The sequence below is a fragment of the Streptomyces sp. NPDC051172 genome, assembly GCF_040682555.1.
Lineage (GTDB): Bacteria > Actinomycetota > Actinomycetes > Streptomycetales > Streptomycetaceae > Streptomyces.
The window spans coordinates 119914-142766 of the sequence record NZ_JBFBBE010000013.1; the positions used below are offsets into that span (position 1 = coordinate 119914).

Below are 22853 nucleotides of genomic sequence, written 5' to 3' on the forward strand. Positions count from 1 at the left end.
CCTGCACCGGACGTCCGCACAACGGAAACCCCCTCCACAACTGTCACAGGCATGTCATACGCTGCTCCCGGCAGCCGCGCCCCGCGCGTCACCGCCGTAGAGCGGTCATGTCCGGGTGCTGCGCGGCGCACTCATCTGCCCGGTCGCACCGGGTTTTCTTGTGGGGGTTCAACACTGTGCGTACGCGCAGCATCTCGACCGCGACAGCGCTTGCGGTCCTCTTCGGCTCGGCGGCGCTGAGCGTCGTCGCGGCGGGCACCGCCTCGGCGGCGACCGCCCATGTCACCTCGCCCGGCGGCATCGTCGCGGACGGCCCGCTGAAGCGGGTGTTCGTCGGTGACTCCTCCGCCGGAACCGTCGCGGTCACCGACTACTCCGGTGCCGTCCTCGGTTCGGTCGGCGGCGTCACCGGCGTCAGCGACCTGGCGGTCTCGGACGACGGGGCCACGGTCTACGCGGCCGCTCCGCAGATCCACGAGATCTGGGCCATCGACGCGGCCACCCTCGACGTCAAGTCCCGCTACACGGTCTCCACCAACTACGGCCCGCGGCACGTCGCCTTCAGCGGCGGCAAGGTGTGGTTCACGTACGGCGACCAGTGGGAGGGCAACCTCGGCTCGGTCGACCCGACGGTGGACCCGGCGAGCGGCACCGACCCGGTTACGCTGACGCAGTTCCCGGCCGGGGGCAGCATCTGGGGGCAGGGCCTGCTGGACACCGACCCGAGCCAGCCGGGCATCCTCGCCGTCGGCGAGACCGGACTGTCCACGGACTCGATGGCCGTGCTCGACGTGTCGAGCGGCAAGCCCGCACTGGTCGCCTACCACAACGGCGACTACACGCTGAACAACGGCATCGGGGACATCGACCTGGTCCCCGGCGGCACGCAGGTGCTGGTCAACGGCAAGGACCGGGACGCCTACGCGGACGGCAAGTTCAAGGCGGCCGGCTCCTACCCGGACGGCCAGCTCGCCGACGTCGCCCCGAACGGCCTGATCGCCCAGGTCAACGGCAGCAAGGTCGTCACGTACAAGCCGGGCGCCACCCTGCCGCTGCACACGTACGACCTCGGCACCTCCCGCACGGCCGCCCTCACCTGGGCGCCGGACCTCAGCAAGGTCTTCGCGCTGGTGGGCTCGGACGGCGGGAACGGCGGCTACAGCCTCAAGGTGCTCGGCGACCCGACGCTGAACAACCCCACCCTCACGCTCAACGCTCCCGCGACGGCGACCCGCGCCAGGCAGCTCACCGTCACCGGCAGGATCTCGGCCTCGGTCGCGCTGCCGGCCGGTGTGAAGCTGCAGGTCACCCGCACCGACCTGGAGTCCCCGAACGGCAAGGCGCTGCCCGCCGTAGCGGTCAGGGCGGACGGAACTTACTCCTTCAACGACACCCCGCCTGCCGGCGGCACCGTCACCTACAAGGCGACGTACGCGGGCGACGCCGACCACTCGGCGGCCGGCGCGAGCGACAAGGTCGCCGTCTCCCGCACCGCGACCTCGCTGAGCCTGAACAACAACGGCAAGGTGTACTCGTACGGCACCGACGTGAAGTTCACCGCGCACCTCGGTACGACGTACAAGAACCGCACGGTGGAGATCTGGGCCAACCCCTACGGCGGTGACAAGCCCAACAAGCTGCTGAAGACCGGCACGGTCGACGCCGGCGGCAACATCTCCGCGATCGTCGACATGACCCGCGACACCGACGTCACGGCGGTCTTCAAGGGCGACGCCCGCTACGCACCCAGGACGGTCAAGTCCACGGGCTACGCCAGGGTGAACGTTTCCACGGCCGTCACCAAGAACTACAAGAAGGCCGCGATCGGCTCGCACACGTACTACTGGTTCCACAAGAGCACCTCGCCGGTCGTCACGACGACCATGACGTACTACCCGGGCCGCAAGCAGCGCCTCGAACTCGAGGTCTACTACAACGGCAAGTGGTACGCGACCGAGGGCAGCCCGCAGTACTTCGCCCTCGGCTCGAACGGCAGGTCCGCGGTGAGCCTGGGCGCCCCGGGCCAGTCCGGCATCAAGGCCCGCGTCCGCGCGGCCTACATCAACAACTCCTCGGGCGACAACGTCAACTCGAACACGTACAGCGACTGGAAGTACCTGTACTTCACCAACTAGCCGACGGCTGCGTGAGGAGCGCCGGGCCGGTGGCGAACGCCATCACCCGGCGCTTTCGGCGTTCGCCAGTGCCTGCCGCAGCGGAAGCGCGGTGAACACGACGAAAATGCCGAACACGGTCATGGGCAACAGCCCGACAGGACGCAGAAAGGCCACCGGATCCGCCAGCACGGCATGCCATGCGCCGTCCCAGTTGCCGGCCAGATCCAGGACCATGACCGCGGCGGCGAGCAGCGGGCCGCCCGGGCGGGCCCGGACGATCAGCAGGGCGACCAGCGGATCCAGCAGCAGGAGCGCGTGGAACAGCAACTGGACGGGCAGCGGCGCGTAGCTGTAGGTGTGCAGCCCGCCCGTCGCCAGGAAGTACGCGTGCGCTCCCGTGCCTTCCAGGAAGCCGATGACGTACACCGCCGCCACACACCGGACCCATATCGGACGATCCCCCCATCGCATGGAGATCACCCTAACGACAACACGCTGCCCGGTCCCGCTGTCGATCGAGCCTGAGCTCGGCTCGCACGGGCCATAATCCGGACATGGCCGCACTGACCGACCTGCAGCGTCGCATCCTGACCGACGTGCTCGCCGTGGGCAGTGCCTACCCGCTCGTCCTCACGGGCGACTGCGCCGCGCAGGCGCACGGCCTGGTCGAGCACCTCAGCCGGGACCTGGACGTCGCCACCGAGAACCCCGAGGACATGGAGCAGATCGGTGCCTCTGTGCGGACCGGGCTGGAGGAACGGGGCTGGCAGGTGAGGGTGCTGGAGACGGATCCTCTCTCCGCACAGCTGATCGTCACCGACCCGGACAGTGGCGACGAGTGCGAGGTGGACGTCCTCAAGGAAGTCATGTGGCGGCCGCCCGTGCAGACCGAGTACGGCCCGGCCCTCTCCCTCGAGGACGTCGTCGGCACCAGGGTCTGGGCCCTGGCCGATCGGGGCCTCGCACGCGACCTCGTCGACGTCCGAGCCGCCGCGGACCGCTGGACCCACCCCGAACTCGAGGAACTCGGCCGCCGTCACGCCCGGGACACCTTCGACCTCACCGACCTTCAGGCGCGTCTGTCCGGCGCGGACTTGATGGACGACAGGGAGTTCGCCGTTTACGGGCTCGACCCGGGTGCGATCGTAGAACTCCGCCAGTGGGCCCAGGTATGGGCCGACGACATCGCGGAACGCCTCCTGGAAGGGAAGCCGCCGGAGGACGAGTGAGGCACGGAGATCGCTCGGCCCGCCTGTTCCGTTTCCGCTTGAAGGGCATCTCGAAAACTTCTGCGAACAGCCATGCCGACAGAACCGAGGCAGGCAGCCCCACCACCACCGTGAAACAGAACGTGGGCAGCCCCGCCGACACATGGTCCGGGGCAATTTTCCGCACCACGACCATGACGATCGGCAGATGGATGAGATAGAGGCTGTACGAGAAGTTGCCGAGACCGCGCATGGGCCGAGTGGCGAGGAGCCGCAGCAGAAAGGCAGGCCGCCCGGTGGCGATCGCCGCAAGGAACATCGCCATGGCGGGAGCGACGGCGAGATCCACCCAGAAGTAGTGATGCACCGTCCAGGCCGACCCCTTGACGGCGATCAGTGACAGGACCGGAACCGCCGCGAGAGCGGCAAGCCGGTGCCAGGGCATCCGCCGGGCCTTCTCGCGCGCAACGAGGACTGCCGCGCCGATCAGACCGGCGACGAACACGGGCACCAGATTCGGGGCCAGCCAGTTGTCGCCTTCGACCGGGGATGCGCTTGCCGCGAGCAGACCCCGTGCGACGACCAGCAGTGTCACACCGCCGACCAGGACCGCTGCCCCCAGTCGCCGCCGGAGAAAAAGCAGCAGCGGGAAGAGGAGGTAGAGCTCCGCCTCCACGGCGATCGACCAGAACGCACCGTTCGGCGTACGAGCCGTGAACATGTCCTGGAGCACCAGGCCGTACACGACGACTGTCCTGTAATTCGGCGGCCCATGGTGCGAGGCCCGCACCATGAAATGGGCGACTGCCACGCTCAGCACGAGCGCCGCCCAGTACGGCGGAAGGATCCGCCAGGCCCGCCGCCGCAGAAACCGGACGACGCCACCTTGATGCCAGCCGTTGCGCGCGGGCGAAAGCGCCAGCGAGAACCCGGACAGTACGAGAAAGAAGACGACGGCGAGCCGCCCGTACATCAGCCAGCCCAGCCAGAACGGACCCGAATTCCTGGGAAACCCCGGAAAGGCAAGCAACCAGCAGTGGAAAAGAACCACATACAGCGCAGCCAGACCACGGAGCCCGTCAAGCCCCGGCACATGACTGCCGGCGTTTGCTTCCCCCGTGCCGGCCACAGCTGTATTCCTGCTGTCGGGACGGATCGATTCCAATAAAATTGTTCGGCCCTTCCTTTCGGCGCCGTGATCTTTTCGTGCGCCTGGGTCGGCGCCACCTGGTGACTCGTACGTGGCACGGAGCCAGGAGGTTCAGCTCATTGCCCGAAGAAAACCGGCAATCCGGCCGACCCTCGCGGCAGCGTGCCGCTCCGCCACTCCAGTTGCGCCGGACAGTGGTGCAGGCCATGGCCGAAGCCCAGGTGGCTCTGGGGCCGGCGGGTGACGTCGAAGTGGTCGGGGCCGGGGAAGTGGCGTGGGTCGCGGGAGGCCGCGGCGAGGGAGGCCGCGGCAGCACGAGTTGGGCCGGGTGGGTGAGCAGGGCGTGCACCGTCCCCGAGATCAGGTCGACCGTCGTCTCGTGGCCAGCGACCAGAGCAGGAACGGCGATCGGCCGCCGGGACGCCCAGCAGGTCGCAGATCGCGGTGACGGGCAGCGGCAGCGCGTACCTGCCCACCAGATCGTCGTCGGTGCGCCAGGAGGAGTACCCGGATGTCGTTGCGCAGGCGGGGGTCGGTGAGCGGCCGCGTCCCGCGGCACGACCGGCCGGCACTCCCCGCTGCCCGGAACCAGGACACGGTGTACGGGCCCCTTGGCGCGGAGGGTCGCGGCGTTCCCTTTCCTGAGCGCGTTCCTGAGCGCGCTCCTGAGCGAAGGCGATGCCTCTCCTGAGCGGCGGTCACGCCTGCCACACCTGCGCCACCGACTCTGCCAGCGCCTTCGCCTGGGAGAATCCCGCGCGGGCCGCGTCCGGGACGCGTGCGTTCGCCGTCATGTTGCGGCCCATCGCCCGGCGTGCGTCGCGGTCCGGGCACATGAGGGACACGGCGGCCCCGTGGGCGGTGAGTTCGGCTGCCTGCCCGCGCGCGCCCGGGTGGGGGCCGACCGCGTTCGGGATCGGGACCACGGCGAGCACCCGACCGTATCCGCGGGCCAGTTGGAGGTTGGCCGTGGAGCGGCTGCCGCCGTCGATCCAGTGGCGGCCGGCCAGCGCGACCGGCGGCCAGACCAGCGGGACGGCACAGCTGGCGGCCACCGCGTCGACGAGCCCCACCTTCGCGTCCGCGTCGAAGGCCGCCACCTCCCCGGTCACGGCGTCGACCGCGGCGATCCGCAAGGCCCGCGCGGGCCAGTCCGTCGCTCCGCGCAGCAACTCCCGTACGGCGTCGTGCATGTCGGCCGCGGCTGGGGTGCGGGCGGCGAGCGCGGCGCGGCCGAGGCGTCGTATCGAGCGCTCGGGGTTCCGGGAGCCCAGGGCGGCCCGGAGGAAGCGGAGCGTCTGGGCGGCGGAGACGTCCAACTCGATGCGATCGGCGCCGAAGAGCTGGCGTTCGTACAGCTCGCGCGGGGGCTGACCACAGGCCAGCCGGGAGCCGAAGACCGCGCCGGCCGAGGTGCCGATCACCACGTCGGCCCGGTCGAGGTCGAGTCCGGCGTCCGCGAGTCCGGCGAGTACGCCGGTCAGCCAGGCGCCCCCGACGGGGCCTCCGCCGCCCAGTACCAGTGCCGTACCGCTTCCTCTTCCGCTCACGTCACACCCCGAGACAGTAAATGGGGACTGCTCCCCGTTTCGGTTTCCGACGATAACATCAGTTCCGGGGAGTGCTCCCCACTTATTCCTCCGGAGGGTGATGATGAGCGTCGGCGCGGGTCGTGGAACGGGACCGCAGCGGCGCGACGCGCGCCGGAACCGCGAGCTCCTGGTGGAGGCGGCCCACGAGGTGTTCACCGAGCAGGGGCTGCAGGCGCCGCTGGACGTGATCGCCCGCCGGGCGGGGATCGGCAACGCGACGCTCTACCGGCACTTCCCGACCCGTGCCGCCCTCATCGACGCCGTCTTCCGCGACCAGCTCGGCGAGACGGTCGCCGCGGGCGAGCTGGCCCGGACGGCCCCCGACACCTGGACCGGCCTCCACACCTACCTCCGGGCCGTCTTCCACACCCTGGCCGCCGACCGCGGCACCAACGACCTGATGACCACCCACGTCCAGGGCGTCGAGGCCCTGGACGACGTGCATGCACACAACCGGGAGACGCTGGAACTGCTGCTGGCGCGCGGGCGCGAGGAGGGCGCGATCCGCTCGGATGTCACCACGCAGGACGTCCTGTTCGCGCTGGCCGCGCTGGGCCGCGCCGTCCCGGCCCTGACCGCCGCGACCGCACCGGACACCTGGCGCCGCCCCCTCGCCCTGTTCCTCGACAGCCTGCGCCCGGCACCGGAGTCGCTCCCGGGATCCGCCCTTACCGCTGACCAACTCGCCGACGTACTGCGGGAATTGGGCCCGCACCGTGCGCCCTCCCGGTAGGTGGAAGACCGGTGAAGGCCCGCCGCCAGGCATGTCGATGTGGCGGTCGTCGCTCGTCGTCGGCGAGGATGCCCCGGTGAACGACCACATAGCACCCCCCGCTGCTGCTCCCGCCCCCACCCTGCAACCGGTCCGAGCGGCAGGTCTCGTCACCATGGCTGCTCTTGCCCTGGCCGGCCTCGGATGGGCGGCGCGGGGCGTATGGCAGATCCGGCTCGCGATGGCGGGGGAGCCGGCCTCCGGGCCGCCGGACCAGGGTGACGGGGTGCACCGTCCGCTGACCTCGCTGGAGGACTCGTACCACCTCGTCACCACGGTGTCCGGCTTCGCGGCGGCGGTCTGCGCGATCGCGTTCCTGGTGTGGACGGGGCGTGTCCGGGACAACGCGCGCGAGCTCTCCGGGACCAGGCAGCGCTACTCCGGGCTGTGGGTCTACCTCGGCTGGGTGGTGCCCGTCGTCAACCTGTGGTTCCCCCGCGGCATCATCGCGGACGCCTACCGCGCCGGCGCCCCCGGCGAGCGGCTGCCCCGCTCCCTGAACGTGTGGTGGGGCCTGTGGCTGATCGGCATGCTCAGCGGAGTCGGCCTCATGTACGGCGACGACACCGATGAGATCATCGCCCGCGCCTACACGCACGTGTGGCAGCTCCTGGCGTCCGACGCGGCGGTCGTCGGCGCGGCCGTGGCCGGCATCTTCGTCGTCCGCGCCGTCACCGCCGTACAGGAGCGGCATCCGGACCGGCCGTAGGGCAAAGCCAGATGGAAAAGAGCTGACCCTGGCCGGTCACGGCCAGGGTCACGGTGCGCGTGAAGCTCAGGTCAGCTGACGCACAGCAGACCGAGTACGCAGATCCCCGACGGGGAGGTCGCCGAGGACGTGTTGCCCGACTGGGACGTTCCCGAAGTGGTGGAGGACCCCGACGTTCCGGAGGACCCGGAGGACCCGGAGGTGCTCGACGTGCCCGAACCCGTGCTGCCCGTGGGCGTCGCGGACGGGGTCTTGCTCGTCGTCGTGCCGCCGGTGACGGGCTTCGTGTCGACGGAGGGCGTGTTCACGGTGGCCACGGAGCCCTGCTGGGCGGGCTTCGTCGCAGGCGTCGAGTGCGCGGCCGCGGTGTACGGCTGCGTCCGCGCCGAATCGGTGTGGGACGCGGTGACCCCGGAACGCTGCTGAGCCCCGCCGGACGCGGCGGAGCGGTCGGGCGTGGCGTCGGGCTTGCGGTGCTTGCCCGTGCCGGCCGGCGGGAGCTGGGCGTTCTGGTCCGCGGCCCCGCCCTCGGAGCCCATGCTGGACAGGTCCGTCGCCGTCGCCGCCTCGGAGCGGTGGCCGGAACCGTGGTCCATCGATGCGACGGTCAGGCCGCCGCCGACGAGTGCCACGGCGGTCGCGACCACGGCCTTGCGCTGGTTCTTCTTCCAGCGGGCCCGCTGCCTGCGCCGGGCGGCCCGTCCCTCCGACAGGGGTGTCGCGGCCGCGGCGCCGGTTTCGCCGTCACCGTGTGCGTCGGTCTCCGGGGGCTCTTCCACCTCCGGCCACATCGCCGTCGCGGCGGGCGCCGGGGCGGGGCGGCCGTGGGAGGTCACCGGTGCGATGTCGGGGGCGTAGGCACCGCAACCGGGGCACACCAGGGCGCCGTTGAGGTGCCGGCGGCATGAGGAGCAGTAGTCCATCCGCTGTCTTCCTGACCCTTCGCACGGGGAGATGCACCAAAGATGCATGGGGGTTCGAACGGGCTGCAACGGTAACGAGGGTTTCGAAAGACTGTGTGAGGTCTGTGTGCTTCTCCTGCGCGGATTCTCTGCACGTCTCGCACACCGCGGTCGAACGACCAGGTCAGCGCCGGAACTTCCAGGTGATGCGAGCGTTCGTGGCGCTGGTCACAGTCGCCGGGGACGCACCCTTCGGCCCCCGGAAAGGGGCCGGTCACGGGTGGGAGGTGCGGGCGCGGTTGCCGTGCTGAGCCTCTGTGGCCTATCGGCGAGTGAACCGCTCGAAGGCGTGGCTGAAGTACCAGGTGTCCTGCGCGATCCCGGAGCAGGAGTTGGAGCCGGCGGTGCCCACGCACCCGCCGTTGTCCCGCTGAAGCGCCCAGAAGGAAAGGGTGTTGATGCCCTTCGCTTCGGCCCACTGCTCGACCTTCACCGCGTCCTGGGTGGTGAACGTCTCCTGAGGCCCGAAGTCGTCGATGCCGGGCATCTCGGTGACACCGACCATGTGCCAGAGCTTGGCCTGGCTCTTCTCGGGGTGGAGCGCGGCGAGTTGCCCGACGAGCCCCGCCGCGGCGGTCTCGGTGTCGGCGGCCATGTCATGGGTGGCGCCGTCCCAGTAGTCGAACGTCATGATGTTGACGACGTCCACACGCGCGTGGTTGTCGACGGCGTTCTTGAGCAGGGCCACGCCGTTCGGCGCGAGCCCGGTGGTGGTCGTGGGCAGGGTGTAGGAGAACTGTACGCGCCGCCCGGTGCGTTCGGCCCACCGCTGCACCTGGGCGATGGCCTTGTTGCGGCGGTCGATCCCGGCGGTGTTGTTGATGGAGTCGGCCTCGACGTCGAGATCGATCCGCGAGATCCCGTACGTCGTCACCAGGCTCTCGTAGACCTTGGCGACGGCGTCGACGCTGGTGCAGCTGTCGGCGAGTTCGGTACCGGTGGTGTCGGCGCCGTAGCCGCCGAAGGACGGGACGACGTTGCCGCCGCGGGCCTGGATGGCCGCGATGTCGGCGCCGAAGGTCCCCTTCGAGACGGGCTGGGTGGTGTCGCCGTTCCAGTACGCGGTGCACGAACCGGCGGCATCCGTCTGCAGGAACGCCATGGTCAGGTACTTGTTGTCGGAGGCGGCGGCGAGTTGGGCCGGGCTCTGCCCGGTCCACGCCTCGAAGTACGGCGCGGCGACATGGGCGGGCATGGGCGCAACTGGCCGCGCGGGCACGGCATCCGCCGCGAACGCCCCACCTCCCCCGAGCGCGACGAGACCGGCCGACAGGCCGGTCACGGTGATGCAGGACAGCAACGCACGAAGAGCAGGACGCGGTCGTCTCATTGACGCTCCCAGGGGGACGGCGGAGAGGAAGGGGTGCGTGGGGGCGAACAGACGACCATATTTGGACTAGACCATTTGTCTGTCAAGGTTCTTTACAGTTACCTGACCCTTCTGGCGGCCATTGCTGGAGAGTTGCTGCTCGCTGGTTCGGGCACGTGGGGGACACGCCCATGGTGAGCCGTGTCCGGTGATTGGCATGGTCGTTGGAGCGAGCATGCGAAAGATCATCATGACCGCCACGCTGGCCGTGGCCGCTGTCGCCATGGCACTCCCTGCTCATGCGGACGACAAGTCGACCCCCCACTGGACCTTCGCGCCGGGCTCCGTCTGCGGGCTGGAAGGGGCAGAAGTGTCGGTGCTGCCGATTCTGACCGACTTCGTTCCCGTCCACTCCAACAACTGCCCGAACGGCAACGTGCTCGAGTACCCGACGATCTAGGTCGAACGGTCCCCTCCACCCAGGTGCCGGCCGATCCTCCGCCGGAGGCATCGTTCTGCAGGGGCCGACCCCGGCGCCGTAGGCGCAGCGGGGTCGGCCCAAGGGCGCCGGGAATTCGGCCCTGTCCCCTGCGTCGGGCGTTCAGGCCTGGCCGTAAAGGGTTGCCAGGTCGATCAGTTGGACGTCGGGGTCGGACTCGGCGATGGTGTGTGCTTTGTCGTTGAAGTGTGCTCCGCTGAAGCAGATGAGCCGGGTGCGGCTCGTGTCGTAGCGGCCGGCCTGGGCGATGAGGTCGCGGATGTGCCGGAGGCGGTCGAGGTGGGCCATGCCCATGGTGTCGTTCCACTTGGCCTCCCCGATGGCCAGCAGCGGAGGTCTGCCGGCGTCGGCGATGCCGGTCACCGCCACGTCGACCTCGTGGCCGACGCGGACCTTGGGGTCGTGGACCACGCCGTGCCCGACGCGGGCGGGCAGACCGCCCAGGAGTTCCGGGTCCGCGTGGTGGAGAGCCCAGTCGCGGCAGACCTGTTCGAAATGAGGTCCCAGGACGTTGCTGACGAAGCGTCGGCGGCCGGCCGCCAGACCCGTGCCGCACTGCCAGGACGTTCGAGCTGGTCCCAGACCGGGCGCATGATGGCGTGGTGGAAGCCGATCAGCGGCTCGGCGATTCGGTACGTGGGCCGGTTGTCGCGGAACACGTCGGCGTCACGGTGGAGCAGTCCCGCATCTTCGAGGACGTTGACGGGGTGCGCGATGTCGGTGGCCTTGCGTTCCAGACAGCCGGCCATGCCCCCGCGGGTGGCGTTGCCGTCGGCGACGGCGGCCAGGACGGACAGGTACAGGGCGGTGTCGCGGAGACCTGGTTCCTCGGCGAGCAGACAGCGGGCCTCGCGGAAGAGGGGGGTCTCGGGATTGAGGACGGTGCGGACGACCCAGTCGTCGAAGTCGTCCGGTCCCGCAGGAGTGTCTCCACGCGCGAACTCGCGCCGGTAGGCGGGCGTGCCGCCGACGACAGCGTTCACCTTCATGGCCAGGTGAGGGTCGGTGATGTCCCAGAACTCGGCCGCGAGGCGGTGGTCGAGCGGGCGGACGACCAACTCCAGTCCGGCCCGTCCGCGCAGCGGGGCGTTGCCCGACAGCAGCCGCCCCATGAAGGAGAGCGCCGAACCGCACAACAGCAGCCTGGTTCGGGAACCGGTGCGCTGGTCACGCAGCGGCCGCAGCGCCTCTTGGATGATCGAGGGCAGCTCCGGGTTGGCCTTGGCGAGGTACGGGAACTCGTCGATCACCACGGGTACGGGCCGCTCGGAGCCGAGAGCGAGCAGCGCATCGACGGCCTCCGCCCAGTTGGCGAAGTGGAAAGGGCTGGCGGGGCTGAGGTGTGTGGTCAGGGCGGCGCTGATCCGTCTCAGCGACTCGGCGTCGGTGGCCTCGGCCCTGAATACAGAAGTACGCCTCCATAAACTGTGCTCCTATATTCCGGGGGGCCGGGGTTCCCACGCCGGCCCGTCGTGCGCAGAGGCCCGATACACGCGCCGGATGAGGAGATTCCGTAGGAAGTTGAAGGGATGACAACCGGATGTCTTGACGTGGTCTCCACGGGCCCGTTGGCTTCTTGCTCACCCGGTGGTCCGCTCCTCCACTGCCCGGAAGGCACCTGCAAGTGATGGTTCACACCCCCCGCAGAACCGGCGTGCGTCGTTTCGCCGTCGTCCCCGTGTTCGCCGCCGCCTCGGCGCTCCTTCTCTCCTCGTGCGGTGTCGTCGACAGCGTCAGTGGGGGCAGCAGTTCCGCCAGTCCGAAGAAGGGTGACGACATCACGGTGGGGCTGTTGCTGCCCGACACCGACACCGCGCGGTTCGAGAAGTTCGACTACCCCCTGATCAAGGAGCGGGTCGCCTCCCTCACCCATGGCAAGGGCAAGGTCCGCTACGCCAACGCCGGTGCCGGCGTGGGCAAGCAGAGTAAGCAGTTCGGGGACATGATCGACGCCAAGGTCGACGTCATCCTGGTGGACGCGGTGGATGCCAAGGCCATCGCGCCCGATGTGCAGAAGGCCAAGGACGCCGGGATACCCGTGATCGCGTACGACCGGCTCGCACAAGGGCCGATCGACGCGTACATCTCTCACGACAACGAGCTCGTCGGGCAGGTGCAGGGCCGTGCCATCGCCGACGCGCTCGGCGAGAAGGCCGCCTCCAGCAAGGTCGTCATGATGAACGGCGACCCCGGCGATCCGAACACGGCCCTCGTCAAGGACGGCGCGCTCAGCGAGCTGAAGGGCCGGGTGAACATCGTCAAGTCGTACGACACCGACAAGTGGTCGCCCTCGGTCGCCAAGGCGAACATGACCAAGGCCATCCAGTCCGTCGGGCTCGGCAACATAGCAGCCGTCTACTCGGCCAACGACGGCATGGCGGGCGCCTCCATCGACGCGCTCAAGGCGGCGGGCGCCACCAAGATGCCGCTGGTCACCGGGCAGGACGCCAACCTGGACGCGGTGCAGCGGATCGTCGCGGGCGAGCAGACGATGACGGTGTACAAGTCGTTCCTGCTGGAGGCGACGGGCGCCGCGGAGATGGCGGTGGACAAGGTGCAGGGCAAGAACCTCGAGTTCGACGCGCTGACCCAGGACTCGGTCGACAGCCCCACCCAGAAGGCCATCCCGGCGATGCTGGTCTCCGTCGTCGCACTCACGAGGAACAACATCAGGTCCACGGTGATCAAGGACGGCGTCTACACCGTCAATGACATCTGCACCGCGAAGTACGCGGCGGACTGTGCGGCCATCGGCCTGAAGTAGCCCTCCGCACCGCCCGGGACGCCGGAGCGTCCCGGGCACCTTTCAGCGGCCGTTCCCCTTGGCGCCGCCGGCACCCTTGGCCCCGTTGCCGCCCCTGCCCGGAGACCGGCGGCGGCCCTGCTGGGCCGGGCGGCCGCGCCGGGCCCGCGGGGCGGGACCTCCCGTACGCGCCGGGCGGCTCTCGGGAGCGGCCGGCGGAGTGAGGACGACGGGTACGCCCGACGGGGCCTGGGCGCCGGTGATACGGCTCAGTTCCGCCTCGCCGGAGCGGACCCGGGTGGTCCGCGGGGTGATGCCGGCGTCGGCCATCAGACGGGACACCTCGCGGCGCTGGTGGGGCAGGACCAGCGTGACGACGGTGCCGGACTCGCCGGCGCGTGCCGTGCGGCCGCCCCGGTGCAGATAGTCCTTGTGGTCGCCGGGCGGGTCGACGTTGACGACGAGGTCGAGGTTGTCGACGTGGATGCCGCGGGCCGCCACGTTCGTGGCCACCAGCACGCTGACCTGGCCGTCCTTGAACTGGGCGAGGGTACGGGTGCGCTGGTTCTGCGACTTGCCGCCGTGCAGCGCCGCCGCGCGCACCCCGACGGCCAGCAGCTTCTTGGCCAGCCGGTCCGCCGCGTGCTTGGTGTCCAGGAACATGATCACGCGCCCGTCACGGGCGGCGATCTCGGTCGTGGTGGCGTGCTTGTCCTCGTCCTCCACGTGCAGCACATGGTGGTCCATCGTGGTGACGGCGCCCGCGGACGGGTCCACGGAGTGGACGACGGGGTCGTGGAGATACGTGCGGACGAGGCGGTCCACGTTGCGGTCCAGCGTCGCCGAGAACAGCAGTCGCTGGCCGCCCGGGCGTACCTGGTCGAGGAGCGCGGTCACCTGCGGCATGAAGCCCATGTCGGCCATCTGGTCGGCCTCGTCCAGGACGGTGATCGCGACCTGGTCCAGGCGGCAGTCGCCCCGGTCTATGAGGTCCTTGAGCCGGCCGGGTGTCGCCACGACGACCTCGGCCCCGGAGCGCAGGGCGCCCGCCTGGCGGCCGATCGACAGCCCGCCGACCACGGTCGCGAGCCGCAGCCGCAGCGCGCGGGCGTACGGCGTGAGCGCGTCGGTGACCTGCTGGGCCAGTTCCCTGGTGGGTACGAGGACGAGGGCCAGCGGCTGCCGGGGCTCCGCCCGCTGTCCTGCGGTCCGGGCCAGCAGGGCGAGACCGAAGGCGAGCGTCTTGCCCGAGCCGGTGCGCCCGCGGCCCAGGACGTCCCGGCCTGCGAGGGAGTTCGGCAGCGTCGCGGCCTGGATCGGGAACGGGGCGGTCACGCCCTCGGCGCCGAGTGTCGTCAACAGGCGCTCGGGCATGTCGAGTTCGGCGAAGTCCTCGACGGGCGGCAGCGCCGGGGTGACGGTGACGGGCAGCGCGAACTCGCCGCCGGACGCGGCGGGGCGGCCCCGGCCCGCCGTACGGGAACGGGTGGATCTCTTGTTCGTATGCGTACGAGCTGTGCGGTTCATGCGGAAGCCTCCTCGATGCGGCACGTATCGAGGAATGCCTCCGAGCGGACGGACCGCATGAGGATTCGCAAGAAGTAGCCGAAGAAACCGAAGGAACGGATCAAGAATTCGAAGTGAAGGGTGCGATGGAGAATGGAGCGGAGTGCGGGGAAAACGCAACGAGCCGGGGCCCGCACCCAAAGAGTGCGGGCCCCAGCCACGTGGTACGTACGCGTCAGCGTCAGGCGGGAAGGATGTTCTCGGCCTGCGGGCCCTTCTGGCCCTGCGTGACGTCGAAGGTCACCTTCTGGCCCTCGTGAAGCTCACGGAAGCCCTGGGTGGCGATGTTCGAGTAGTGGGCGAAGACGTCGGCGCCGCCGCCGTCCTGCTCGATGAAGCCGAATCCCTTTTCCGAGTTGAACCACTTCACGGTGCCGGATGCCATACGGAATCTCCCTCAACAAAAAAGAGTGCTCGCCGACGGAAGGTCGAAGAGCACTCAAAAGTCTCTGGTAACCAAAACTGCCATTTGGCACCGTAGCACAGGTGGTGGCCCGATGGTGGGGTATAACTCGGCCATGATCTATCACGTCGTGCCGAGCGCCGAGTGGAACGCGAGTCCCGACCGGCCCTACGCCCCTGCCTCCCTGGTCGAGGACGGTTTCGTCCACTGCTCCCCCGACGAGCCGACCACGCTCAAGATCGTCAACGCGTTCTACGGCAGCGCTCCCCGGCCGCTGCTCGCGCTGCTGCTCGACGAGGCCCGGCTGAGCGCGAAGTGCGTGTGGGAGGCGGCGGATCCCGCACCGCCGCCGGGAGTCGCCGAGAGCACCCTGTTCCCGCATGTGTTCGGGCCTCTCGACCGCGAGGCCGTGGAGCGCATCCTGGTGGTCCGGTGGGACGAGGAGGGCCGCGCGACGGGACTGGCGGACCTACCACCCGACGTACGTCCGTGACCAGCGCATCTGCCGTCCCGTTCAGGTTGCTTTCAGGCTCGGACGGGGCTCGGGCAACTCGTGGACTGCAAGCGCCAAAACTCTGGCAAAGGGGCCTGTGACGACGGCCGTTCGTCATGTCATCGTGCCTGCCATGAGCACAGATCACCTCACCTCCGACCGGCCCGTGCAGCCCTCGCCGCACGGGCAGCACACGGGTCGCGTACGGCATGCGGCGAGCAAGGTGCCGGAGGTGACCGTCTACTTCTGGATCATCAAGGTGCTGACCACCGGCATGGGCGAGACGGCCTCCGACTGGATGGCGCACGCGCTCGGCCCGGTCCCCGCGGTGGGCATCGGCGGCATCGCGTTCGTGGCCGCCCTGGTGGTGCAGTTCGCCGTTCGCCGGTACGTCGCCTGGATCTACTGGACGGCGATCGTGGCGGTCAGCGTGTTCGGCACGATGGCCGCCGACGTGCTGCATGTCGCCCTCGGGGTGCCGTATCTGATCTCGACGCCGTTCTTCATGGTGGCGCTGGCCGCCGTCTTCGTCCTCTGGTACCGCAGCGAGGGCACCCTCTCCATCCACAGCATCCACACCCGGCGCCGCGAGGCCTTCTACTGGGCGGCGGTCCTCGCCACCTTCGCCCTCGGCACCGCCGCGGGCGACCTCACGGCCACGATCGGCCTCGGCTACCTCGGCTCGGCCGTCGTCTACGCCGCCGCCATCGCCGTACCGGCCGTCGCCCACCGCTGGAGCGGCCTGAACGCGGTGACCGCCTTCTGGTCGGCGTACGTCATCACCCGTCCGCTCGGGGCCTCCGTCGCCGACTGGATGGCCATGGGCCACAACCGGGGCGGACTGGCCCTGGGCCTTGGCCCGGTCACCCTGTCCTGGACGGTCGCCATCCTCGGCTTCGTCGGCTACCTCGCCCTCTCGCGTACGGACGTCGGCGAGGCCACGGTCTGAGTCCGGCCGGCGCGTCGGTCGGGCCGTAGAACCGGTCAGGCGGTGGTTCACGGCGTGGCGCAGAACGACGCATGGGAATCGCGGGAGTTGAGCGGCTCGCGTGATGTCGGAAGTACTGGGGGCACACGAACGGCCCGGGTGCCGGACCCGGGCCGTTCATGCCGTGCAAGAGGTGTCAGCCGCGGCTGCTCGCCTTGGCGAGGGCCGGGACGAACTTGAGGGCGTCCACGGTGCCGACGCCGGTCGCCAGGTCGTAGCCGTTGACAGCCTTGTAGCCGGTCACGCCCTGGTAGCTGTTGTCGGTGCCGTCGTTGACGTCGACGATGCCGTTCGCCTTCGCGTTGTGGGCGTAGAGGCCGTACAGGGCCTGCTGGATGTTGCCCACCCGGTGGCCGGCCGCCTGGTCGGCGAGCGCGACGATGCCCGAGAAGATCGGGGTGGCCTCGCTGGTGCCGCCGGTGACGTCCCAGCCGACGGCGGTCGGGTCGTAGCTGGAGTAGATCCAGGCACCGCCGTTGACCGCGGCGGCCATCGAGATGTCCGGGGTGCCGCGGCGGGTGCCGACGACGTTCTTCACGCCGTTCTGGAAGGACGGGCGGGTGAACACGTGGGACTGGCCGCCACCGCCGGCGCCGAAGTCGTGCTCGGAGGCGTTGTAGACGCTGTCCGGCTTGACGCGGTCGCCCGCGTCGTTCAGGTGCAGCTCGGTGCCGCCGATCGAGGTGACCAGCGGGTCCGAGGAGGGCCAGGAGTTGACGCGCTTCTTGTAGTACGTCTTGCCGTCCGCCATGCTGTCGGTCGCGCCGCCGTCACCGGAGGCCGCCAGCACGGTCACCTTCTTGCGGTTCGCGTCCTGGAAGGCGTACCGCAGCTTCTTGATGCTGGAGAAGTCGCCCTGGTCGAAGCCGGGGAAGGTGTTCTCCGTGGCGCCGAAGCTCTGGCTGATGACGTCGCCGACACCGTGGTCGATCAGGTGCTTCTCGGCGTCCATCATCTCCGGCAGACCGGTGGTGCCCTCGGTCTCGGCGACCGCCGTCTCCACCAGGACGATCTTGGCCGCGGGTGCCACCGCGTGCGCCAGCTCGACGTCCAGGGTGGTCTCGCCGGCCCAGCCGGTCATGTCGGAGTTCTTGGGGTCGAAGGCGGGGACGTGGCCCCACTTGACCACCTTCACCTTGGTGCTGGGCAGGCCGAACTGGTGGCTGTAGACGTCGAGGTCGTGCTGGACGGTCGGGGAGCCGAACGAGTCGACGATGACGATGGTGCGGCCCTTGCCGGTGACGCCCTTGCGGTAGAGGGCGTTCAGGTCGTACGCCTTGCGGTACTGGAGCGGGGTGTAGCAGTTGATGTGCCACTTGGCCTGGCACTGCTCGCTGGTCAGCGGGCTGCTCACGCTGTGGACCAGGGTGTTCCCGGCGACGGCCGGTACCGCCAGGGTGTGCGGTACGGCGGCGGGTGCGGCGGTCCCCAGTGCGGTGACCGCGAGGGCGGCGACGGACGTGGCAGCCGCGACGCCCAGCCCGATACGGGCTATGTGCATGAATCCCCCTGGATTCGGAGTATCACGAAGTGGATTCGCGAAACGGGTTCGCGAAGGGCTCGGTCTCACGGGGTGATCCCGAAGTGGTCTCCGCGCATCCCATCGAACGAGTCATGCACAGTTCAAGACCGTTGAAGGGACGATGTCGAACCCTTTACCTCCCGATTGACCGGCAACTTTCCTGATTGGGCTTCAACTCTGCCGATTGACGGTCAGCTCTCCCGTTTGATCCACTCGCTGCCGCCCAGCGGGTAGTCGTAACCCGGGCGGCCCGCGTCGGCGCTGGTGCGGAACGCGGTGCCGGAGTTGTCGATGTGGACGGTGCCGCGGCGGCCGCCGCTGGACCAGTCCAGGGTGAGGTCCCAGCGGACGTCGTGGGCCTTGGTGTGGGCGACGACGTAGAAGACCTCCGGGTCGGACTCGCTGACCTTGTACGGGAAGTCGCGCTGGCCGCCCTTGACGGTGACCGTGGGGCTGCCGTTGTCGAGGTCGACGTCGAACGACTTGGTCTCGACGCCACCGCCGCAGCCGACGCCCATCGAGTAGTCGTTCCAGGCGAGCGGCGTGCCCTTGCTGAGGATGCGGACGTGCAGCGCCTCCAGGACGACGGTCTCCGCGCCGGTGCCCTGCACCGTGAGGGCGACCTCCTGCTCGCCCGAGGACACCGCCCCGTACGCGGCGGCCCAGCGCGGGGCGTCCTGCTCGCCGGCCGGCGGGCCGACCTGCGCGGGTTCGCTGTCGACCAGGAAGTACTGGCTGCACGGGTTGTCGTAGACGTAGGGGCGGGTGCCGACGGTGAGCGGGACGGCGCCGGTGGCGGAGCCGCCGGTGGACCCGTCCGGGCCCTTGCCGGACCCGGCCGTCCCGGACGCGGCGGGGGAGGCGGTGGCCGACGCGGACGGCTGGTGGTCCTTCGCGCTCGGGGACGAGGTGGCCGACGGCGTCCCGGTGTCCGCCGTGCCGCCGGTCGTGGCGCCCGCGCCGACCTCCTGCCGGTCCGCCGTGTTGTTCCCGCCGCCGAAGCCCGGGTGCACGGTGAGCGCGACGACTCCCAGTACGGCTGCCGCGGCGGCGGACGCCATCAGGACGGTACGGCGATGACGTGGACGGCCGGGCGGGGTGAGCGCGCGCGGTGCGACGACCACCGGCTCGTCGACGTCGTCGGCCCTGCCCTCGCCCTCCCGCTCGCTCTCGGGCGATGCCGCCGGGCCGGGGTCCACCGTCTCGACGGCTTCGCTCTGTTCCGCCCGGCGTCCTCGTGCCGCGTCCGCCAGGATCCAGCGCCGGTGCAGCTCCACCAGCTCCTGCGGCGTCGCCCGGCAGACCCTCGCCAGGCGCTCCACCGGCGCGTACTCGACCGGCACCGCGCTGCCGTTGCAGTAGCGGTGCAGCGTCGACGTACTCATGTGCAGCCGCTTGGCGAGCGTCCCGTAGCTGAGTCCCGACCGGTCCTTGAGCTCCCGCAGCAGCTGCGCGAACGCCTCCGTTCCATCGGCCCCTGTTGCCCCCGGCACCTGTTTCCCCATCCCCTCGTGTCCCAGTCCCGCGTTCCAGGCCTACTGCGTTCCCCCTGGTCAGAACGCGTTTCGGTGTTCCAGTGTCCCCAACTCCCCGTCATCCGTGGCAGTTGGGACGGATCACCTCACAAGCTTCGGTCATCCAATCACCACCGTCACCCGAACACCGAAGGGGCACAGCAACATGTCCGGTCTCCGCACCTCCCGCACCCGTCTGGCAGCCGCCGCCGCGACCGCCGTTCTCGCCGCACTCTCCCTGACCGCGTGCAACAACGGCACGGGCACCCACGACGAGGGCTCGGCGGCGTCCACCTCCACGGGCTCTTCGTCCGGTGGGGCCTCGTCGGGCGCGGACTCCAACTCCACGGGCTCGACCGGCTCCGCGGGATCGTCTTCGGGTTCCTCGGGCTCGACGGGTTCCACGGGCTCGACGGGCTCCTCCGGTGGCAAGTCCACCACCGGTTCCACCATCGGTTCGAAGTCCACCACCGGTGCCTCGGCGTCGAAGGCGCAGAGGTCCTCCAACAAGCCGGTGACCTGTGAGGGTTCCAACACCAGGACGGTCGCGGCTCCGCTGACCCGCCCGGTGAACCACATGCTGCTGACGGTGACCAACACGGGCAGCAGGACCTGCTTCCTCTATGGCTACCCGGCCGTGCAGTTCGGGCAGTCGCAGTCCGTGCCGCCGGTCATCGACGACTCGCAGCCGCAGGCCGTGGTCACGCTGGAGCCGGGTCAGTCCGGGTACGCCTCGGTGAACCTGTCCGCGACCGACGGCAGCGGCTCGCACGGCTACACCTCGAAGTCCCTGACGGTGTACTTCCAGAGCCGTTCCATGACCGGGAGTGTCGGCAAGGGCGCGCACCCGTCGCTGCCCGCGAAGGGCGTCTACGTCGACGACTCGCTGAAGGTCACGTACTGGCAGCAGTCGATGGACGACGCCGTCAACTGGTGACGTCGTAACCGCGACAAGGGCCCGGGTCGGTGACCCGGGCCCTTGTCGCGCGTATTACTTGGTGAAGGCCGCGACACCGTTCGGGGTGCCGAGGCCGGTCGGGCCGTCGTAACCCTTGCCCGCCTTGCACAGGTAGTCGCTGCAGGAGCCGTTGGCGCCGTCGGTGACGTCGTTCAGCTTGTCCGGGTGGGCGTAGGGGTACGCAGCCGGAACGTCATTGCCGGGAGTGCCCGCGAGGGCGTACACGCCGGCGATGAACGGCGAGGAGGCGCTGGTGCCGCCGTACACGTTCCAGCCACTGGCCTGGTAGGTGTCGTAGACGGCGAGCCCGGTGGCCGGGTCGGCGACGGCCGCCACGTCGGCGACGGCGCGCTTGGCGCAGCCGCTGTCCTTCTGCCAGGACGGCTTGGCGTCGAATGCCGAGCAGCCCGAGCCCGCTCCGTTGCCGCCGGCGGAGGTGCCCCACACGGACTCGGACCAGCCGCGGGTGCTGCTGTCCTTCTTGAGCGAGGTGCCGCCGACGGCGGTGACGTACTGCGAGGCGGCCGGGTACTCGACGCCGTAGCCGCTGTCACCGGAGCTGACGGTGATGGCGACACCGGGATGCTTGAAGTACTGGTCGTCCGAGGCGGTGTCCGCGGCCTCCTCGCTGCCGCCATAGCTGTTGGAGACGTACTTGGCGCCCTGCTTGACGGCCTGGTTCACGGCCGCGCCGAGGTCGTCCATGTTGGCGGACTTGGCCTCGACGAGCAGGATGTGGCACTGCGGGCAGGCCGCGCTGACCATGTCGACGTCGAGGGAGATCTCACCGGCCCAACCGGCGTCCGGCGCCGGGTAGTTGGTGCCGCCGTCCTGGTCGATCTTCTTGAAGCAGCCGTTGCTCGTGCTGCACTCCGGGAGGTTGTACTGGGAGCGGTAGGCCGCCAGGTCCTTCTCGGCGTTCGGGTCGTCGTTCGCGTCGACGATCGCGACCGTGGCGTCCTTGCCGCCGTCCTTGGGCAGGTTGTAGGCGGCCTGCAGATCGGCCGGTCCGAAGCCCTTCGGGGTGTCGTGACGGCCGAGCGACTTCTGCGTCCTGAGGTCGGTGCGGACCTCCGCCTGGCACGCCATGTAGCCCGGCTCGCTCGGCTGCGAACAGAGCCGGTGCGTGTGCACCGTGGTGGCGGCGGGCGCCGCGGTGGTTGTGTTCGCGAAGGCCGAAGACTGTGAGGCGACGGCCAGACCGCCGGTGATCAGAGCCGCTGCCGACAGCAGTGCGGGCGCGCCGCGGCGTATCAGGTTCCTTCTGCGGTGAGAACTCAATGAACTGCCCTCCGTGGGGGGATGGGGGGCTCCGTTTCGGCGGCCGGAAGCGCTGACAGCTGACTGATGTCACGTGCATGACAAGCGGTTTCCGTTGGGGGTGGCCGTGGGGAGCCGTGTTCCGGGCATTGTGTTGGGTGCCACCCCGGTCAGTGGTGGCTGCCCATGAGGTTATTGACAGTTTGCCGAAGAGAACAGCGCGGGTTGGTAAAACCTTCGTCCCCAACTGCACTGCGAAGGCAGGTACCTTGTGCAGCCATGGAGCTTGAAGACGGAACCATCAACGACCTGATGTCACTGGGCCTCGCCCGGTACGAGGCACGGGTCTACCTGGCACTCGTCAGGCGTGGTTCCTACACGGCCGCCGAGGTCGCCCGGGAGGCCGATGTGCCGCGCCAGCGCGTCTACGACGTGCTGGATGCGCTGGTACGGCGGCAGTTGGCCACCTCTCACCCCGGCCGCGTGACCACGTACTCCGCCGTCACACCCGAGCTGGCCCTCGCCCGGCTGATGGCGCGGCAACGCGAGTCCGTCGACCGCCTGGAGCGGGTCTCGCAGGGGCTCGCCGGTGTGCTGCAGCCACTGTGGTCCCAGGGGCGGGAGCACACCGATCCGCTGGACTACATCGAGATCCTGCGCGACCCGAAGGCGATCGCCGAGCGCTTCGCCGACATCCAGCGGCAGGCGCAGCACGAACTTCTCACCTTCTGCAAACCACCGTTCGTGGCGCCCGCGGACAACACCGAGGGCATCACGGTGGTCCGCCGGCTGCACCGCTCCGGCGGCACCGTCCGGGCGATCTACCTCGACGACGCCCTGGACGACCCCGAGACGGTGGAGCACGTACGGCGCTTCGCCGCCGCGGGGGAGGAGGCCCGCTTCGCCCCCGAACTGCCGCTGAAACTCGTCATAGCCGACGCCTCTTTCGTCCTGTGCGACATGCCGGATCCGGTGGCCGGCGCTGGCTCCACCACCACCCTCTTCATCGAACACCCGGCCCTCGCGGCCTGTCTGCGGCTGGCCTTCCACACCGTGTGGAAGGACGCCGCACCCGGGCCGTGATCACT

General features: G+C 69.7%; 18 protein-coding genes and 4 pseudogenes. 10 read left to right on the forward strand and 12 right to left on the reverse strand.

All coding sequences use genetic code 11. The features are described 5' to 3' along the window. Positions 1-176 precede the first annotated feature (176 nt). On the forward strand, positions 177-2135 hold the full coding sequence (locus tag AB0N07_RS10795) for an Ig-like domain repeat protein (RefSeq protein ID WP_365833890.1): 1959 nt from the start codon (positions 177-179) through the stop codon (positions 2133-2135). A 42-nt stretch (positions 2136-2177) separates the two neighbouring features. Here the strand turns inward: AB0N07_RS10795 and AB0N07_RS10800 are convergent, their stop codons facing one another. Then, positions 2178-2552: a hypothetical protein gene (locus AB0N07_RS10800; RefSeq protein WP_365833891.1), complete on the reverse strand. Its 375-nt coding sequence runs from the start codon at positions 2550-2552 to the stop codon at positions 2178-2180. 119 nt (positions 2553-2671) lie between these two features. Here AB0N07_RS10800 and AB0N07_RS10805 point away from each other — a divergent pair, with 119 nt between their 5' ends. Continuing rightward, the gene (locus tag AB0N07_RS10805; protein ID WP_365833892.1) at positions 2672-3346 is read left to right on the forward strand and encodes a nucleotidyl transferase AbiEii/AbiGii toxin family protein; all 675 of its coding nucleotides are present in this window, start codon (positions 2672-2674) and stop codon (positions 3344-3346) included. 85 nt (positions 3347-3431) lie between these two features. Here AB0N07_RS10805 and AB0N07_RS10810 read toward each other — a convergent pair. The 3 genes and pseudogenes from AB0N07_RS10810 to AB0N07_RS10820 form a co-directional block, all read right to left on the reverse strand. Next, positions 3432-4454: pseudogene (locus tag AB0N07_RS10810) on the reverse strand (acyltransferase); the annotation flags it as partial. Positions 4455-4591: 137 nt separating this feature from the next. Continuing rightward, positions 4592-5103, reverse strand: a pseudogene (locus tag AB0N07_RS10815) (hypothetical protein); the annotation flags it as partial. A gap of 70 nt (positions 5104-5173) precedes the next feature. Next, positions 5174-6025 carry a patatin-like phospholipase family protein gene (locus AB0N07_RS10820; protein WP_365833893.1) on the reverse strand — a complete coding sequence of 284 codons (852 nt, stop codon included), beginning with the start codon at positions 6023-6025 and terminating at the stop codon, positions 5174-5176. Positions 6026-6128: 103 nt separating this feature from the next. On the opposite strand from AB0N07_RS10820, the gene AB0N07_RS10825 reads away from it, so the two are divergent. Both AB0N07_RS10825 and AB0N07_RS10830 read left to right on the forward strand, forming a co-directional pair. Next, positions 6129-6800, forward strand: coding sequence for a TetR/AcrR family transcriptional regulator (locus AB0N07_RS10825; protein WP_365833894.1), 672 nt, complete (start codon positions 6129-6131; stop codon positions 6798-6800). Positions 6801-6954: 154 nt separating this feature from the next. Further along, positions 6955-7548 (forward strand): DUF4328 domain-containing protein, encoded by a 594-nt coding sequence (locus AB0N07_RS10830; RefSeq protein WP_365833895.1) that lies wholly within the window; start codon positions 6955-6957, stop codon positions 7546-7548. A gap of 71 nt (positions 7549-7619) precedes the next feature. Here the strand turns inward: AB0N07_RS10830 and AB0N07_RS10835 are convergent, their stop codons facing one another. Together AB0N07_RS10835 and AB0N07_RS10840 are read right to left on the reverse strand one after the other, a co-directional pair. Then, positions 7620-8471 carry a hypothetical protein gene (locus AB0N07_RS10835; RefSeq protein WP_365833897.1) on the reverse strand — a complete coding sequence of 284 codons (852 nt, stop codon included), beginning with the start codon at positions 8469-8471 and terminating at the stop codon, positions 7620-7622. 310 nt (positions 8472-8781) lie between these two features. Continuing rightward, a pseudogene (locus AB0N07_RS10840) lies at positions 8782-9840 on the reverse strand (chitinase); the annotation flags it as partial. A 214-nt stretch (positions 9841-10054) separates the two neighbouring features. Here AB0N07_RS10840 and AB0N07_RS10845 point away from each other — a divergent pair. After that, positions 10055-10279, forward strand: coding sequence for a hypothetical protein (locus tag AB0N07_RS10845; RefSeq protein WP_365833898.1), 225 nt, complete (start codon positions 10055-10057; stop codon positions 10277-10279). Between the two features lie 141 nt (positions 10280-10420). On the opposite strand, the pseudogene AB0N07_RS10850 reads toward AB0N07_RS10845, so the two are convergent. Further along, positions 10421-11712: pseudogene (locus AB0N07_RS10850) on the reverse strand (ATP-binding protein); the annotation flags it as partial. Positions 11713-11945: 233 nt separating this feature from the next. On the opposite strand from AB0N07_RS10850, the gene AB0N07_RS10855 reads away from it, so the two are divergent. Next, on the forward strand, positions 11946-13082 hold the full coding sequence (locus tag AB0N07_RS10855) for a substrate-binding domain-containing protein (protein WP_365833899.1): 1137 nt from the start codon (positions 11946-11948) through the stop codon (positions 13080-13082). 42 nt (positions 13083-13124) lie between these two features. On the opposite strand, the gene AB0N07_RS10860 is transcribed toward AB0N07_RS10855, so the two are convergent. Beyond that, a complete protein-coding gene (locus tag AB0N07_RS10860; protein WP_365833900.1) occupies positions 13125-14588 on the reverse strand; it encodes a DEAD/DEAH box helicase in 1464 nt (487 codons plus the stop codon). A 220-nt stretch (positions 14589-14808) separates the two neighbouring features. Further along, entirely contained in the window at positions 14809-15012 is a 204-nt protein-coding gene (locus tag AB0N07_RS10865; RefSeq protein WP_351473368.1) for a cold-shock protein, read from the reverse strand. Between the two features lie 133 nt (positions 15013-15145). On the opposite strand from AB0N07_RS10865, the gene AB0N07_RS10870 reads away from it, so the two are divergent. Then, positions 15146-15523, forward strand: coding sequence for a DUF952 domain-containing protein (locus AB0N07_RS10870; protein WP_365833901.1), 378 nt, complete (start codon positions 15146-15148; stop codon positions 15521-15523). A gap of 133 nt (positions 15524-15656) precedes the next feature. Continuing rightward, positions 15657-16472 (forward strand): hypothetical protein, encoded by an 816-nt coding sequence (locus tag AB0N07_RS10875; RefSeq protein ID WP_365833902.1) that lies wholly within the window; start codon positions 15657-15659, stop codon positions 16470-16472. A gap of 175 nt (positions 16473-16647) precedes the next feature. On the opposite strand, the gene AB0N07_RS10880 is transcribed toward AB0N07_RS10875, so the two are convergent. After that, on the reverse strand, positions 16648-18012 hold the full coding sequence (locus AB0N07_RS10880) for a S53 family peptidase (RefSeq protein ID WP_365833903.1): 1365 nt from the start codon (positions 18010-18012) through the stop codon (positions 16648-16650). Positions 18013-18224: 212 nt separating this feature from the next. Then, a complete protein-coding gene (locus AB0N07_RS10885) occupies positions 18225-19526 on the reverse strand; it encodes a helix-turn-helix transcriptional regulator (protein WP_365833904.1) in 1302 nt (433 codons plus the stop codon). 187 nt (positions 19527-19713) lie between these two features. On the opposite strand from AB0N07_RS10885, the gene AB0N07_RS10890 reads away from it, so the two are divergent. Next, entirely contained in the window at positions 19714-20484 is a 771-nt protein-coding gene (locus AB0N07_RS10890) for a DUF4232 domain-containing protein (RefSeq protein ID WP_365833905.1), read from the forward strand. A 54-nt stretch (positions 20485-20538) separates the two neighbouring features. Here the strand turns inward: AB0N07_RS10890 and AB0N07_RS10895 are convergent, their stop codons facing one another. Further along, positions 20539-21786 (reverse strand): S53 family peptidase, encoded by a 1248-nt coding sequence (locus AB0N07_RS10895; protein ID WP_365833906.1) that lies wholly within the window; start codon positions 21784-21786, stop codon positions 20539-20541. A 258-nt stretch (positions 21787-22044) separates the two neighbouring features. Here AB0N07_RS10895 and AB0N07_RS10900 point away from each other — a divergent pair, with 258 nt between their 5' ends. After that, a complete protein-coding gene (locus tag AB0N07_RS10900) occupies positions 22045-22848 on the forward strand; it encodes a helix-turn-helix domain-containing protein (RefSeq protein ID WP_365833907.1) in 804 nt (267 codons plus the stop codon). Positions 22849-22853: the final 5 nt, after the last annotated feature.

Coding starts and splice junctions, on each gene's coding strand:
- AB0N07_RS10805 (WP_365833892.1), top strand. CDS start 2,672: ATGGCCGCACTGACCGACCTGCAGCGTCGCATCCTGACCGACGTGCTC.
- AB0N07_RS10825 (WP_365833894.1), top strand. CDS start 6,129: ATGAGCGTCGGCGCGGGTCGTGGAACGGGACCGCAGCGGCGCGACGCG.
- AB0N07_RS10830 (WP_365833895.1), top strand. CDS start 6,955: ATGGCTGCTCTTGCCCTGGCCGGCCTCGGATGGGCGGCGCGGGGCGTA.
- AB0N07_RS10835 (WP_365833897.1), bottom strand. CDS start 8,471: ATGGACTACTGCTCCTCATGCCGCCGGCACCTCAACGGCGCCCTGGTG.
- AB0N07_RS10845 (WP_365833898.1), top strand. CDS start 10,055: ATGCGAAAGATCATCATGACCGCCACGCTGGCCGTGGCCGCTGTCGCC.
- AB0N07_RS10855 (WP_365833899.1), top strand. CDS start 11,946: ATGGTTCACACCCCCCGCAGAACCGGCGTGCGTCGTTTCGCCGTCGTC.
- AB0N07_RS10860 (WP_365833900.1), bottom strand. CDS start 14,588: ATGAACCGCACAGCTCGTACGCATACGAACAAGAGATCCACCCGTTCC.
- AB0N07_RS10865 (WP_351473368.1), bottom strand. CDS start 15,012: ATGGCATCCGGCACCGTGAAGTGGTTCAACTCGGAAAAGGGATTCGGC.
- AB0N07_RS10870 (WP_365833901.1), top strand. CDS start 15,146: ATGATCTATCACGTCGTGCCGAGCGCCGAGTGGAACGCGAGTCCCGAC.
- AB0N07_RS10875 (WP_365833902.1), top strand. CDS start 15,657: ATGAGCACAGATCACCTCACCTCCGACCGGCCCGTGCAGCCCTCGCCG.
- AB0N07_RS10880 (WP_365833903.1), bottom strand. CDS start 18,012: ATGCACATAGCCCGTATCGGGCTGGGCGTCGCGGCTGCCACGTCCGTC.
- AB0N07_RS10890 (WP_365833905.1), top strand. CDS start 19,714: ATGTCCGGTCTCCGCACCTCCCGCACCCGTCTGGCAGCCGCCGCCGCG.
- AB0N07_RS10900 (WP_365833907.1), top strand. CDS start 22,045: ATGGAGCTTGAAGACGGAACCATCAACGACCTGATGTCACTGGGCCTC.